10 protein-coding genes are annotated in these 14,197 nt (G+C 64.7%); 9 read left to right on the top strand and 1 reads right to left on the bottom strand.

The features are described from left to right. From CK220_RS12130 to CK220_RS12115, 4 genes are all read left to right on the top strand, one after another. Positions 1 to 294 (top strand): sarcosine oxidase subunit delta, encoded by a 294-nt coding sequence (locus CK220_RS12130; protein ID WP_095811761.1) that lies wholly within the window; start codon positions 1 to 3, stop codon positions 292 to 294. Then, a complete protein-coding gene (locus CK220_RS12125; RefSeq protein ID WP_095811760.1) occupies positions 291 to 3,284 on the top strand; it encodes a sarcosine oxidase subunit alpha in 2,994 nt (997 codons plus the stop codon). Before CK220_RS12130 ends, CK220_RS12125 begins: the two co-directional genes overlap by 4 nt. A 22-nt stretch (positions 3,285 to 3,306) precedes the next feature. Further along, positions 3,307 to 3,894: a sarcosine oxidase subunit gamma gene (locus CK220_RS12120; RefSeq protein ID WP_095811958.1), complete on the top strand. Its 588-nt coding sequence runs from the start codon at positions 3,307 to 3,309 to the stop codon at positions 3,892 to 3,894. A gap of 199 nt (positions 3,895 to 4,093) precedes the next feature. Beyond that, entirely contained in the window at positions 4,094 to 5,536 is a 1,443-nt protein-coding gene (locus CK220_RS12115) for an MFS transporter (protein WP_095811759.1), read from the top strand. 27 nt (positions 5,537 to 5,563) lie between these two features. Here the strand turns inward: CK220_RS12115 and CK220_RS12110 are convergent, their stop codons facing one another. Next, positions 5,564 to 6,268, bottom strand: a complete 705-nt coding sequence (locus CK220_RS12110; protein WP_095811758.1) for a nitroreductase — start codon at positions 6,266 to 6,268, stop codon at positions 5,564 to 5,566. Positions 6,269 to 6,503: 235 nt separating this feature from the next. On the opposite strand from CK220_RS12110, the gene CK220_RS12105 reads away from it, so the two are divergent. The 5 genes from CK220_RS12105 to CK220_RS12085 all read left to right on the top strand — a co-directional run bounded on the left by CK220_RS12105 (position 6,504) and on the right by CK220_RS12085 (position 14,171). After that, positions 6,504 to 7,091: an XRE family transcriptional regulator gene (locus CK220_RS12105; RefSeq protein WP_176479064.1), complete on the top strand. Its 588-nt coding sequence runs from the start codon at positions 6,504 to 6,506 to the stop codon at positions 7,089 to 7,091. 105 nt (positions 7,092 to 7,196) lie between these two features. Then, positions 7,197 to 9,650 carry an FAD-dependent oxidoreductase gene (locus CK220_RS12100; RefSeq protein ID WP_095811757.1) on the top strand — a complete coding sequence of 818 codons (2,454 nt, stop codon included), beginning with the start codon at positions 7,197 to 7,199 and terminating at the stop codon, positions 9,648 to 9,650. Further along, the gene (locus CK220_RS12095) at positions 9,647 to 10,546 is read left to right on the top strand and encodes a homocysteine S-methyltransferase family protein (protein WP_095811756.1); all 900 of its coding nucleotides are present in this window, start codon (positions 9,647 to 9,649) and stop codon (positions 10,544 to 10,546) included. The genes CK220_RS12100 and CK220_RS12095 overlap by 4 nt, the downstream gene beginning before the upstream one ends. After that, positions 10,546 to 11,727 (top strand): pyridoxal phosphate-dependent aminotransferase, encoded by a 1,182-nt coding sequence (locus CK220_RS12090; protein WP_095811755.1) that lies wholly within the window; start codon positions 10,546 to 10,548, stop codon positions 11,725 to 11,727. Before CK220_RS12095 ends, CK220_RS12090 begins: the two co-directional genes overlap by 1 nt. After that, a complete protein-coding gene (locus tag CK220_RS12085) occupies positions 11,724 to 14,171 on the top strand; it encodes an FAD-dependent oxidoreductase (protein WP_095811754.1) in 2,448 nt (815 codons plus the stop codon). The genes CK220_RS12090 and CK220_RS12085 overlap by 4 nt, the downstream gene beginning before the upstream one ends. Positions 14,172 to 14,197: the final 26 nt, after the last annotated feature.

Raw genomic sequence — 14,197 nt, 5'->3', positions numbered from 1 at the left:
ATGCTGATCAATTGTCCCTATTGCGGCCCGCGCGATGTCATTGAGTTCACCTACCAGGGCGACGGCAACCGCAAGCGGCCGCAGCCTGCCTCGCAGGATCTCGACGCCTGGAATGCCTATGTCTACGACCGGCTGAATCCGGCCGGCGACCACAATGAGATCTGGCAGCATTCCGGCGGCTGCCGCGCGCATCTGCGGGTAGTGCGCAACACCGTAACCCATGAAATCCTGAGCACTGCCTTTGCCCGCGGCGGACACAAATCCGCGGGCCACAAAGCGGGAGGCAACCAGTGAGCCCTCGCCGCACAGAAACCGGCGGCCGCATCGACCGGCTGCGCACCATCCGATTCACCTTCGATGGCGCGCCCTATACCGGACACGCCGGCGACACGCTGGCTTCGGCGCTGCTCGCCAACGGCGTGACGCTGTTCGGCCGTTCGTTCAAATACCATCGTCCGCGCGGCCTGCTCGCCGCCGGCGTCGAGGAACCAAACGCTCTGGTGACGGTGCTGCGCGGCGAGGTGCGCGAGCCCAACATTCCCGCTACCATGGTCGAGATCTATGACGGCCTCGTCGCCGTCAGCCAGAACCGCTCGCCCTCGCTCGCCTGGGATATCGGAGCGCTCAACCAGCTCGGCGGCAAGCTCCTGTCGGCCGGCTTTTACTACAAGACCTTCATGGGACCGGTGATCGGGCCGCTGAAGGGCACGCGCTTCTGGATGTTCTGCGAGCATTTCATCCGTCGCGCCGCCGGCCTCGGCAGAGCCGGCACCGCGCCCGATACCTCGCGCTACGAGCGCATGAATGCATTCTGCGACGTGCTGGTCGTCGGTTCCGGCCCGGCCGGGCTGATGGCGGCGAAGGCCGCGGCCGACCAGGGCGGCCGCGTGATCCTGGCCGAGCTCGAAGCAAAGTTCGGCGGCTCCGCCAACTGGTCGGGCGAAACCATCGACGGCGCGCCGGCAGCCGACTGGGCGGGGCGCGTCGTCGGCCAGCTCGAAGGCAATGACAATGTCCGCCTTTTGCCGCGCACGACGGTGTGGGGCTATTACGACGGCAACACGCTGGCGGCGCTCGAACGCGTGACCGACCACAAGGAGGTTCCGGCCAAGGGCGAGCCGCGCCAGCGCTACTGGGCGATCCGCGCAAAAACGGTGGTTCTCGCCACCGGCTCCTTCGAGCGTCCGCTTGTGTTCCCCGGCAACGATCGTCCGGGCGTCATGCTGGCGCATGCGGCCGAACGCTACGCCAATGAATATGGCGTGCTGCCCGGCGAACGGATCGCGCTGTTCACCAACAATGACAGCGCCTACCGCTCCGCCGTTGCACTGAAGAAGGCCGGGGCCGCCGTCGTCGCCGTCATCGATGTCCGCAGCGACGTGTCGAACGAGATGAGCAGGCTGGCGAGCCAGGCCGAAGCAGAGCTGCTTGCCGGCCATGCCGTGGTTGCGACGGAAGGCGGCAGGACGCTCGCCGGCCTCAAGGTGCAGCGCTTCGAATTGACGAGCGGCGCGCTGAGCGGCGACGAGCGCAGCATCCATGCCGACTGCCTGTTGATGTCGGGTGGCAGGTCGCCGACGATCCATCTCGCCAGCCAGGCTGGAGCCAAGGCCATGTGGAACCCTGCCAGGCAGGCCTTCCTACCGCCGCAGCCGACGCAGCGCTGGATCGGCGCCGGCGCTTTCACCGGCAGTTTTTCGACCGCGGAAGCCATTGCCGAAGGTCGCTCGGCCGGCCTTCAGGCCGCCGGCGGAAGCCCGTCCTCCGCTCCCCTCCCTGTCGTCGAGGCCGCTCCCGGCGAACCCGATCCGGCACCGGTCTTCGAGATCAAGGCCAAGGGCAAGAGCTTCGTAGACTTCCAGCACGACGTGACTGCCGAGGATGTGCGGCTCGCGCATCGCGAGGGCTTCGTCTCTGTCGAGCATCTGAAGCGCTACACCACGCTCGGCATGGCGACCGACCAGGGCAAAAACTCCAACGTGCCGGGCCTCGCCATCATGGCCGAGGCGCTGGGCAAGCCAATCCCCGAAGTGGGTACGACGCGCTTCCGCCCGCCTTACACGGCCGTGTCGATCGGCTCGCTGGCGGCCGAGCGTTTCGGCGATCTGAAACCGGAGCGGCTGACGCCGATGCATGACTGGCACGTCGCCAACGGCGCGACCATGTATGCGGCCGGTCTCTGGTACCGTCCGATGATCTACGGCCTTGCCGGCGAGACAGTCGAGCAGGCCTATGTCCGCGAAGCCGCGGCAACGCGCGAGAGCGCCGGCATCGTCGATGTCTCGACGCTTGGCAAGATCGCCGTTCAGGGCCCGGATGCGGCGGAATTTCTCGACCGCGTTTACACCAACATGTTTTCCACTTTAGCCGTCGGCAAAGCCCGCTACGGCCTGATGCTGCGCGAGGATGGACTTGCCTTCGACGACGGCACCACATGGCGGCTCGGCGAGCAGGATTTTCTGATGACTACCACTACCGCCAATGCCGGCAAGGTGATGCAGCATCTGGAATATTTCCTCGACGTGATCTGGCCGGAACTGAAGGTCACCGTCACCTCTGTTACCGACGAATGGGCGGGGGCCGCGATCGGCGGACCCAAAGCCAGGGCGATCCTCGCTGCCTGCGTGAATGCCACGGCCGTCGACAACGCCACGCTTCCCTTCATGGGCATTGTGCACGGTGAGATCGCCGGCGTGCCGGTGATGATCTGCCGCCTCTCCTTCTCCGGCGAGATGGCCTTCGAGGTCTATTCCGGCGCCGGCTATGGAACGCGGGTCTGGGAAGCTCTCATCGAGGCCGGCAAGCCTTTCGGCCTGGTCACCTACGGGCTCGAGGCGCTTGGCACCATGCGCATCGAGAAGGGCCACGTAACCGGGGCGGAGATCGACGGCCGCACCACGGCGCGCGACCTTCATCTCGACTGGATGCTGTCGAAGAAGAAGCCCTTCATCGGTTCCGCCATGATGGACCGCGAGGGCCTGATCGCTCCGGACCGGCTGGAATTGGTCGGCGTGATCGCTCTCGATAACCGCGCGCTCAACGGTGGCGGACATATCGTCGAGGAACTGGACGAAGAGAACCCGCACGATTCGATCGGCCATATCACCGCCTGCTGCTATTCGCCGGCGCTCGGCAAATACATAGCGCTTGCGCTGGTCAAAGGCGGCAAGGCGCGCCACGGTACGCGCGCCTTCGTCTCCGATCCGCTGCGCAACCGGTTTGGGCCGGTCGAGATCGTCTCCAACCATTTCTACGATCCGGACGGGAGCCGCCTGCATGGTTGAACGACAACTTCCCGAGCGCCAATTGCCTGAGCGCTTGTCACCGCTTGAACCTGTCTACCATCCAGGCTCGCACGGCAATTTCGAGCATGGCGTTGACGTTATCCTGTCCGAGACGCGGCCGGGCTCGATCCTGCAGCTCGCGGCATGGCCGGGCGAGGAGAAGCGGCTGATGTCCGGTATATACAAGGTGACAGGCCTTGCTCTGCCGGATGCTGCCGGCGGCGGCGTCGTCAACGGCGCGAAAGCGGCGTTCGGATTCGCGCCGGGCAAATTCACGGTGGTTGACGAAGCCGAGGGTTTGGCTTCCGCGTTCACGGGCGTGATCACCCCCGCCATCGGCACGATTACCGATCTCTCGCATGGCCGCACCGCGATTCGCATCGCCGGGCCGAAGGCGGAGTGGGTGATGGCGAAATTCTTCGCCGTCGACTTCGCCTTGCCGGCCTTCCCGCTCGGCGCCGGCCGCTCGACCAACCACCACGACGTCTTTGCCCAGATCCAGCGCACCGGTGGCGACCAATTCGACATCTATGTGTTCCGCTCCTTCGCGCGCTCCTTTTGGAAGGCCTTGTGCCACGCGAGCGAGGAAGTCGGCTACGAAGTGCACTAAGCGCAATTCCAGGAAAACTGCGCGGCGGTTTTCCGTGCGGAATTGCCTTTAAGCAGGCAGCACTCGGGGATTGGTCCAGCCGGAGCGTGGCACTATCGACGGCCACAACTGCCGCTTGAGCCTTGAGCCAGCAAAGACGATAGCTAAGGAAACGCGGGCTCTCGGAGCCCTCAGGCAACCAGTTCGACAATATCCTTCCATGACCGCAGAGACTACGGCGACAGCCACGACCCGCTTTGTTCCGGCGGGCGACCCGTCGCTGCTGTTGCCGGCGACCGTCGCCTGCGGCGTGTTCATGACTAGCCTCGACCAGAACGTCATTGTGACCGCGCTGCCCGGCATCGGCGAGAGCCTGGGCCGCCCACCGAGCCAGCTCGGGCTTTTGATCACCGTCTATGTCGCGAGCCTCATCGTCACGATGCCGCTCGGCGGCTGGCTGGCCGATCGCTTCGGCCTGCGCAACGTCTATTGCTTCGCGCTGCTCGTCTTCGCCAGCGCTTCGGCGCTCTGCGGCCTGTCGGAAAACATCTGGATGCTGGTCGGCTCGCGCGCGCTGCAGGGTTTCGGCGGCGCGCTTATGGGCACCCTCGGCCAGGTCGTGATCCTGTCGAGCTTTCCGCGCGACCGCACGCTCAGGATCAACATGTATATTTCGCTCGCCGGCCAGTCCGGCCCTCTGGTCGGGCCGCTCGTCGGTGGCGCGCTGACCACTTACGTCTCGTGGCGCTGGATCTTCTACATCAACATACCGATCGCGCTGACGGCCGCGTTGCTCGCGGCCTCGCTGTTCCCCACGACCACCAAGCCGGTCCGCACGCCCTTCGATTTTCCCGGCTTCCTGCTAGTCGGCGGCGGCATGGCGCTGCTCGTCTTCGGCATGGATTCGCTTGCCGGGAAGGACGCCGCTGCCAGCATCATGGGCGTCGAGCTCGGCCTGGCAATCGCCATCCTCACCGTCGCCGCCTTCTATTGTCTGCGCGCCCGCAATCCGCTGCTCGACCTCAATCTGCTGCGCATCCGCACCTTCCGCATCAGCTTTCTGACCGGCGGCGGGCTCGACACGATAGGGCTAAGCTCCGTTGTCTTCCTGCTGCCGCTGATGTTCCAGCTCGGCTTCGGCATGAGCGCGGTGCAAGCCGGATCTCTGACCTTCGTCGCGGCGATCGGCTCGCTGCTGATGCGCTTCTTCATGCCGCGCATCTTGAACCGCTTCGGCTTCAAGCGGGTTCTGATCGTCAACACGCCGATCGCCGCCCTGCTGGTCGCCGGTTTTGCCTTGATGCAGGAAAGCACGCCTACCTGGATCGTGCTTGCCTACATCTTCGCCTTCGGCCTTTTCCGTTCGGTGCAGTGGGCCTCGACCGGCAACCTCGCCTACTCGGACATCGCGCCCGAGCAGCTCTCGCGCTTCAGCGCGCTGTACTACATCCTTTGGCAGCTGGCGGTGGCCATTAGCGTCGGTCTGGCCGCGGCGATGCTCTCGCTGCTCGCCGGCGGCGGCCAGGCCAGCGTCAACGACTACCGGATCCTGTTCGTTGTCGAAGGCTTGATCACGCTTTGCGCGCTACTCGCCTATTTCAGGCTCACGCCGCAGGACGGTGCCCATGTCAGCGGCCATGGCGGGCAAATTAGCACGGATTAGCAAATCGGGCTGCGGTCCGCGCCGGAGCTACTTCGTAAAGGTCACCCAGTCTTCGAGCGGCGCGCGGTCGGTGCGGAATTCGTTCTCGGGCTTGGACGTATCCTCATAGCCGAGTGCCATGCCGCAGACCACGATCTCCTCGTCGGGAATGTCGAGTACCGGGCGAATCTGCCGGTGATAGGGCGCGAAAGCCGCCTGCGGACAGGTATGCAGGCCCCTGCCCCGCGCCGCGACCATGACGTTCTGCAGAAACATGCCGTAGTCGATCCACGAGCCTTTGTTCAGCCGCCGGTCGACCGTGAAGATCAGGCCGACCGGCGCGTCGAAGAAGACGAAGTTGCGGTCGTGCTGCGCCCGCATCCTGTCGACTTCGCGCCGGCCGATGCCGATCGCGCCGTAGAGACCGAAACCGTTGGCGCGACGCCGGCTGAGATAGGGCTCGAAGAACTGGTCGGGATAATAACGGTACTCGTCCCATTCGGCCTTTTCGGCCCGGATGCCCGAATTGAGGATGGCGTCGCTGATGCGCTGCTTCACCTCGCCCTTGGTCACATAGACGCGCCAGGGCTGCATGTTGGTGCCCGACGGTGCCCTTGCCGCGACCGTCAGGATGGCGCGTATTGTGCTGTCGTCGACCATGTCGGGCAAAAAGGCGCGAACCGACCGGCGCGACATGATCGCCTCATCGACGATCGCCGCGTCGAGCGCGATCCGGTTATTCTTCTCCAGCATGGGCCGTCCCTTCACGCATGGCTGGACCCGGCAACCCGATTCCCGCAACGACCATAGGCAGACACAAATAGTTTAACTGGTCCTCGACCCGACGCCCCACTCGCCATCGATGGCGAGGCTTTGCATCAACCGCCAAAATGGCGCAAGCAAATCTTGCTCCGCATGAAAATTCACTTGATTTTTTCACAAACTTGCTTTCTCATGAAATTTGTTCAGGTTTTTTCACGAGACTCGAGTGACCTCCACCGCCATCAGATCGGAACAGGACAATGGCGAGCGGCTGCTGGCTGGCGACATCCGTGCGCTGCGCAAGGCCCGCCGGTTGACGCTTGCCGAGATCGCTCTGAAGCTCGACCGCTCGGTAGGCTGGGTCAGCCAGGTCGAGCGCGGCCTGTCGGTCCCTTCGCTCGGTGATCTGCGGGCCTTCGCCGAACTCTTCGGCGTGCCGCTTAGCCTGTTCTTCAGCCATGACGTGCCTATCGAAGAGGAGCGCGGCGTGATCGTGCGCGCCGGCAGCCGCCGCTCGCTTGGCACAAGCGAATCGGGCCTCGTGGAGGAACTTCTGTCGCCCGATCTTGGCGGTAGCTTCGAGATGCTGCGCTCGGTCTTTGCGCCGGGCGCGGAATTGAAAACCGAAGCGCGCCGCCCAACCGAGGAAGCGGGCTACGTCGCGTCGGGTACGTTCGAGATCGAGATCGGCGGCGTCTGGCATCGGCTCAGCGAAGGCGACTCGTTCCGCTTTGAAGGCAAGCCGTTCCGCTGGCGCAATCCTGGCGCCGAGCCGGCAGTCGTCATCTGGGTGGTTTCGCCACCGGTGTACTGAACCAATGCATGCCGCCCAAAACTGTGCAGCGGTTTTGGGACAAGGGCCTGCGTGAAACAAAGAATCAAAGCGCGTCCTGACCCGCTTTAGACGTTGGAGGAGAACATGGCCGGTTTGCCGACCACGGCACGCGTGGTGATCATCGGAGGCGGTGTCGTCGGTGCCTCCTCACTCTATCACCTTTGCAAGGCGGGCTGGACAGACTGCGTACTGCTGGAGAAGAACGAGCTGACCTCCGGCTCGACGTGGCACGCCGCCGGCAACGTGCCGACCTTCTCCTCGTCATGGTCGTTGATGAACATGCAGCGCTACTCGACCGAACTGTACCGAGGTCTTGCCGAGGCGGTCGACTATCCGATGAACTACCATGTCACCGGCTCGCTCAGACTCGCCCACACCAAGGAGCGCATGCAGGAATTCCAGCGCACCAAGGGCATGGGCCGCTATCAGGGCATGGACATCGACGTCGTCGGCCTCGACGAGATCAAGCGCCGCTACCCCTTCATCGAGACGCATGAGCTGAAGGGCGCTCTCTACGACCCGAGCGACGGCGACATCGATCCTGCGCAATTGACGCAGGCGCTTGCCAAGGGCGCGCGCGACATGGGCGCGAAAATCATCCGCTTCTGCCCGGTAACCGGCGTTCGCCGTGAGAACGGCGAATGGGTGGTCGCGACGCCGCAGGGCGAGATCCGCTGCGAGATCGTGATCAATGCCGCCGGCTATCGCGCCGCCGAGGTTGGAAAAATGTTCGGCCGCGAAGTGCCGATGATGGTGATGAGCCATCAATACATCCTGTTCGAGGAGATCCCCGAGCTCGCCGCCTGGACAAAGGAGCAGGGTCACAAGCTGCCGCTGCTGCGCGACGTCGATACCTCCTACTACCTGCGCCAGGAAAAGACCGGCATGAATCTCGGCCCCTATGAGCGCAATTGCCGCGCGCATTGGGCGACCCACAACGATCCGATGCCGGAAGATTTCTCTTTCCAGCTTTTCCCCGACGATCTCGACCGTCTCGAGCATTACCTTGCCGACGCCGTTGCCCGTGTGCCGATCCTCGGCACCGCAGGCCTTTCCAAGGTGATCAACGGGCCGATTCCGTATGCGCCGGACGGCAACCCGCTGATCGGGCCGATGCCCGGCGTGCCGAATGCTTTCGAGGCCTGTGTCTTCACCTTCGGCATTGCGCAAGGTGGCGGCGCCGGGAAGGTGCTGGCCGAATGGGTCACCGAGGGCCAGACCGAGTGGGATATGTGGTCCTGCGATCCGCGCCGCTTCACCGCCTTTGCTTCGGCACCCGACTATTGCGTTGCCAAGGGCATGGGGATTTACGGCAACGAATACGCCATCCAGTTCCCCCGCCATGCCTGGCCGGCCGGGCGCGACCGCAAGCACTCGCCGCTGCATGAGCGCATCAAAGCGCTGGGTGGCCAGTTCGACGCTTATAATGGCTGGGAGCGCGCCACCTGGTATGCGCAACCGGGCGACGACATTTCGGAGGAAGCGACGCTAACCTTCCGCCGCGACGGGCCCTGGCAGCAGCGCGTACGCGAGGAATGCCTGGCCGTGCGCGACGCAGCGGGCATCCTCGACCTGCCCGGCTTCTCGCGCTTCAACCTCGAAGGTCCGGGCGCCGCCGATTGGCTGACCCTGCAGGTCACCGGCCTCGTGCCGAAGCCCGGCCGCATCGGCCTGGTTTATTTCGCCGACGATAAGGGCCGCATCGTGACCGAAATGTCGGTCGTGCGCCATGGCGAGAACCAGATGACGCTGATCACCGCGGCCGTCGCGCAGTGGCATGACTTCGAATGGTTGAAGTCGCGCATGCCGCCCGATGCGGCGTTCACGCTGACCGACCGCACCGAGGAATATTCGACGCAAATCGTCGCCGGCCCGAACTCGCGCAAGATCCTTGCGAACGTCTGCGACGCCGACCTGACGCTGCCCTGGCTGACGCATCAGGAAACGAGCATCGCGGGTCGCTGGGCGAAGCTGGTGCGCGTCTCCTTCGCTGGCGAGCTCGGCTGGGAGATCCACACCAAAGTGGCGGACACCCTAACCGTCTTCGATGCCGTCTGGGCCGCCGGGCAGAAGCATGGCCTAAAGCCCTTCGGCATGTATGCGCTAGATTCGCTGCGGCTGGAAAAAGGCTACCGCGCCTGGAAGGGCGATCTCTCGACCGACTATTCGATCCTGCAGGGCGGGCTCGAACGCTTCGTCAAATGGGACAAGCCCGACTTCCGCGGCAAGTCGGCTCTGCTCAATGAAAAGCAGCAGGGTGTGAAGAAGCGCTTCGTCACGCTGGTCGTAGAAAATCCCGGCGATTGCGACGCGCCCTATATGTCGACGCTCTGGCATGACGGCAAAATTGTCGGCGAGACGACGTCGGGCGGCTGGGGCCATCGCGTCGACAAGTCGATCGCGCTCGGCATGCTGCGTTCCGACTTGACCGAGCCCGGCACCGCCGTCGAGGTCGAAATCTTCGGCGACCGCTTCAAGGCTGTGGTGCAGAAGGACGAGCCGTTGTGGGATCCGAAGAACGAAAGGTTGAAAGCATGACGTCCGTCATTCTTACCGATGGCGGCATGGGCCAGGAGCTGGTCCGTCGCAGCAAGTCCGAGCCGACGCCTTTGTGGTCGGCCAGGGTGCTGATCGACGAACCGGAACTGGTGCGCGACCTGCATGCGGAATTCATCCGTGCCGGCGCCCGCGTCATCACCATCAACACCTATTCGGCAACGCCCGAGCGCCTGGCGCGCGAGGGCGCGGAAGAGCTGTTCGAGCCTTTGCAGAAGCGCGGCATCGAGCTCGCCCGACAGGCTCGCGACGACGCCGGCGACGCCGCCATCGCCGGCTGCCTGTCGCCTCTGTTCGGCAGCTACGCGCCGGCGCTGACCATCTCCTTCGAGGAGACGCTCGGCATCTATCGCCGCATCGTTGCCGAACAGGCAGAAGGCGTCGATTTGTTCCTGTGCGAGACCATGGCTTCCGCCGAAGAGGCTCGCGCGGCGGTCACCGCGGCATGCGAGAGCGGCAGGCCGGTCTGGGTCTCCTGGACTCTCGCCGACCATGGCGCGCCCCGCCTGCGCAGCGGCGAGAGCATTGCCGCCGCGGCCAGCGCCCTCGGCGATCTGCCGGTGGCGGCACGGCTGCTCAACTGCTGCCGGCCCGAAGCCATTGCCGCCGCGTTGCCGGAACTGCTGGCCCTCGGCGGTCCGGTTGGCGCCTATGCCAATGGCTTCACCTCGGTCGAGGCGCTCAAGCATGGCGGCACGGTCGACGTGCTGCACGCGCGCCGTGATCTCGATCCGCACGCCTATGCCGACCAGGCGATGGACTGGGTCGAGACTGGGGCCAGCATTGTAGGCGGCTGTTGCGAAGTCGGACCGGCTCACATCGCTGCGCTACGCGACCGGCTCATTCAGGCCGGCCATCAAATCTCGGGAGTAGCCTGATGCCAAAACCATCAAAGCGCATTACCGGCATCGTGCCATCGGGCAAGGATGGCTGGGAAGTCCACTTCGCCGCCTGGACCCGCAGGGCAGCCGGCGAGGACATCATCGTGCTTTCGGTCGGCGACCATGACTTCGACACGCCGTCGCAAACGATCGAGGCCTGCGTCAGCGCGGTCCGGGGCAGCAACCACCACTATACGCCGCTTCCCGGGCTGCCGCGCCTGCGCAAGGCCATGGCTGCGGCCTCCACCGCCTGCACCGGCGTGCTGACGGAACCCGACGAGGTCATCGCCACCGCCGGTGGCCAGGGCGCGCTCTACGCCGCCGTGCAGGGCGTGCTCGACCCCGGCGATCACGCGATCGTGGTCGCGCCTTATTATGCCACCTACCCCAACACCTTCAGCGCCGCCGGCGCCAGCTTCACCGTGGTCGAGACGCCAGCCGAGGACGGTTTTCAGCCGCGCGCCGATAGGATCCGCGCGGCGCTCAGGCCCAACACACGCGCCATCCTGATCAACACCCCGAACAATCCGACAGGCGCAGTCTATTCGCGCGAACGGCTCGAACAGCTGGCGGAGATTTGCAAGGAGCACGATCTCTGGCTGCTCTCCGACGAGGTCTACTGGACGCTTGGCGGTGGCGAGCACATCTCGCCGCGCTCACTGCCCGGCATGTCCGAGCGCACGCTGGTCATCAATTCCATGTCGAAAAGCCACGGCATGACCGGCTGGCGCATGGGCTGGCTCACCGGCCCGAAGGCGATGATCGCGCTGATGACCGATCTCAATCTGGTGACCACTTACGGCCTGCCGGCCTTCATCTCGATTGCCTGCGCCGAAGCGCTTGAAAACCACTACGGCGTGGAGGAAATAGCCGGGCGTTACGCCGGGCGCCGCGCCGTCTTCCTCGACGCCATTCGCGGCGCAAATGAAGTCACCGTGCGCGGCTCCGAAGGCGGCATGTATGTCATGCTCGACATATCGGCCATCGAGCCCGACGACGAGAAATTCGCCTGGGCGCTGCTCGACAAGGAGAAGATCGGCGTCATGCCTGGCTCGAGCTTCGGCCTGGCCGCCGCCGGACACATCCGCATCAGCCTCTGCCAGCCCGAACCGGTCCTTCAGGAAGCAGCGCTTCGCGTGCGCCGCTTCGCTTCCGACTATCGCCGCGAGGCCGCATGACCAAAACCATTCCCACCAGAGCTCGCGCGGTCATTATCGGCGGCGGCGTCTCCGGCTGCTCGGTCGCCTATCATCTGGCCAAGCTAGGCTGGACCGACATCGTGCTCTTGGAGCGCAAACAGCTCACCTGCGGCACGACCTGGCATGCGGCCGGCCTGATCGGCCAGTTGCGGGCTTCGCAGAATATGACGCGGCTGGCGAAATACTCGGCCGACCTCTACGTCCAGCTTGAGGCAGAGACCGACGTCGGCACCGGCATGCGCCAGGTCGGCTCGATCACCGTCGCGCTCACCGAGGAGCGCAAGCATGAAATCTACAGGCAGGCTTCGCTAGCCCGCGCCTTCGATGTCGACGTGCGCGAGATTTCGCCCAGCGAAGTCAAGGAGATGTATCCGCATCTCAACGTCTCCGACGTGGTCGGCGCGGTGCATTTGCCGCTCGACGGCCAGTGCGACCCGGCCAACATTGCCATGGCGCTGGCCAAGGGCGCGCGGCAACGCGGAGCCACCGTTATCGAAAACGTCAAGGTCACCAAGGTCCACACCCGGAACGGCCGCGTCTCCGGTGTCTCCTGGACTCAGGGCGAGGACCAGGGCACGATCGAGACCGACATCGTCGTCAACTGCGCTGGCATGTGGGCGCGCGAGCTCGGCCGGCAGAACGGCATCACCATCCCGCTGCACGCCTGCGAGCATTTCTACCTCGTCACCGAGCCCATCCCCGGCCTCACCCGCCTGCCGGTGCTGCGCGTGCCGGACGAGTGCGCCTACTACAAGGAGGACGCCGGCAAGATGATGCTCGGCGCCTTCGAGCCGGTGGCGAAGCCCTGGGGCATGGACGGCATACGCGAGGATTTCTGCTTCGACCAGCTGCCCGAGGACATGGACCATTTCGAGCCGATCCTCGAAATGGGCGTCAACCGCATGCCGATGCTGGGCACGGCCGGCATCCACACCTTCTTCAACGGCCCCGAGAGTTTTACTCCCGACGACCGCTACTATCTCGGCGAGGCGCCCGAACTCTCCGGCTACTGGATGGCGACGGGCTACAATTCGATCGGCATCGTTTCCTCCGGCGGCGCCGGCATGGCGCTGGCGCAGTGGATCAATGATGGCGAGGCGCCCTTCGATCTCTGGGAGGTCGACATCCGCCGCGCGCAGCCCTTCCAGAAGAACCGTCGCTACCTCAAGGAACGCGTCTCCGAAACGCTCGGCCTGCTCTACGCCGATCATTTTCCCTACCGCCAGATGGCAACCTCGCGCGGCGTGCGCCGCTCGCCTCTGCACGAGCATCTGAAGGTCCGCGGCGCCGTCTTCGGCGAAGTCGCGGGCTGGGAGCGCGCCAACTGGTTTGCGCGCGAAGGCCAGGAGCGCGAATACCGCTATTCCTGGAAGCGGCAGAACTGGTTCGACAACCAGCGCGAGGAGCACCTCGCGGTGCGCAACGGCGTCGGTCTGTTCGACATGACCTCGTTCGGCAAGATTCGCGTCGAGGGGCGCGACACCTGTGCCTTCCTGCAGCGGCTCTGCGCCAACGACATGGACGTGGAGCCGGGCAGGATCGTCTACACGCAGATGCTGAACGCCAAGGGCGGCATCGAGAGCGACCTGACCGTGACGCGGCTCTCGGAGACGGCCTATTTCCTCGTCGTGCCCGGCGCCACCTTGCAGCGCGATCTTGCCTGGCTGAGGCGGCATGTCGCCGACGAATTCGTCGTCATTACCGACGTGACCGCTGCCGAAGCCGTCATCTGCCTGATGGGCCCCGACTCGCGGAAACTGATCCAGAAGGTCAGCCCGAACGACTTCTCCAACGAAGCCAATCCGTTCGGCACTTGCCAGGAAATCGAGATCGGTATGGGGCTGGCTCGCGCCCATCGCGTCACTTATGTCGGCGAGCTCGGCTGGGAACTCTATGTCTCGACCGACCAGGCGGCCCATGTCTTCGAGGCGATCGCCGATGCCGGCGCCGATGTCGGGCTGAAGCTCTGCGGCTTGCACACGCTGGATTCCTGCCGCATCGAAAAAGCTTTCCGCCATTTCGGGCACGACATCACCGACGAGGACCATGTGCTGGAGGCAGGCCTTGGCTTCGCGGTGAAGACGGCCAAGGGCGACTTCATCGGCCGTGATGCGGTGCTCAGGAAGAAGGAAGCCGGCCTCAGCCGCCGCCTGGTGCAGTTCCGCCTCAAGGACCCGCAGCCCCTGTTATTCCACAACGAGGCGATCCTGCGCGCCGGCAAGATCGTCGGGCCGATCACCTCAGGCAATTACGGCCACCACCTCGGCGGCGCGATCGGCCTCGGCTATGTGCCGTGCGAGGGCGAGAGCGAGGCGGATGTGCTGGGCTCATCCTACGAGGTGGAGATCGCCGGCGAACGCTTCGCCGCGGAAGCATCGCTGAAGCCGATGTACGATCCGAAGGCTGAACGGGTGCGGATGTAAGCGCCGCCTTTCCTTCTCCCCTTGTT

The sequence above is a fragment of the Mesorhizobium sp. WSM3860 genome, from assembly GCF_002294995.1.
Classification (GTDB): Bacteria; Pseudomonadota; Alphaproteobacteria; order Rhizobiales; family Rhizobiaceae; genus Mesorhizobium.
Note: the sequence above shows the minus strand (reverse complement) of the source record. Positions and strands in the feature narration are given on the sequence as shown.

Bases quoted from the DNA above. Each gene is read 5' to 3' on its own strand.
- CK220_RS12085 (WP_095811754.1), top strand. From the start codon at position 11,724: ATGACCAAAACCATTCCCACCAGAGCTCGCGCGGTCATTATCGGCGGC.
- CK220_RS12110 (WP_095811758.1), bottom strand. From the start codon at position 6,268: ATGCTGGAGAAGAATAACCGGATCGCGCTCGACGCGGCGATCGTCGAT.
- CK220_RS12095 (WP_095811756.1), top strand. From the start codon at position 9,647: ATGACGTCCGTCATTCTTACCGATGGCGGCATGGGCCAGGAGCTGGTC.
- CK220_RS12100 (WP_095811757.1), top strand. From the start codon at position 7,197: ATGGCCGGTTTGCCGACCACGGCACGCGTGGTGATCATCGGAGGCGGT.
- CK220_RS12115 (WP_095811759.1), top strand. From the start codon at position 4,094: ATGACCGCAGAGACTACGGCGACAGCCACGACCCGCTTTGTTCCGGCG.
- CK220_RS12130 (WP_095811761.1), top strand. From the start codon at position 1: ATGCTGATCAATTGTCCCTATTGCGGCCCGCGCGATGTCATTGAGTTC.
- CK220_RS12090 (WP_095811755.1), top strand. From the start codon at position 10,546: ATGCCAAAACCATCAAAGCGCATTACCGGCATCGTGCCATCGGGCAAG.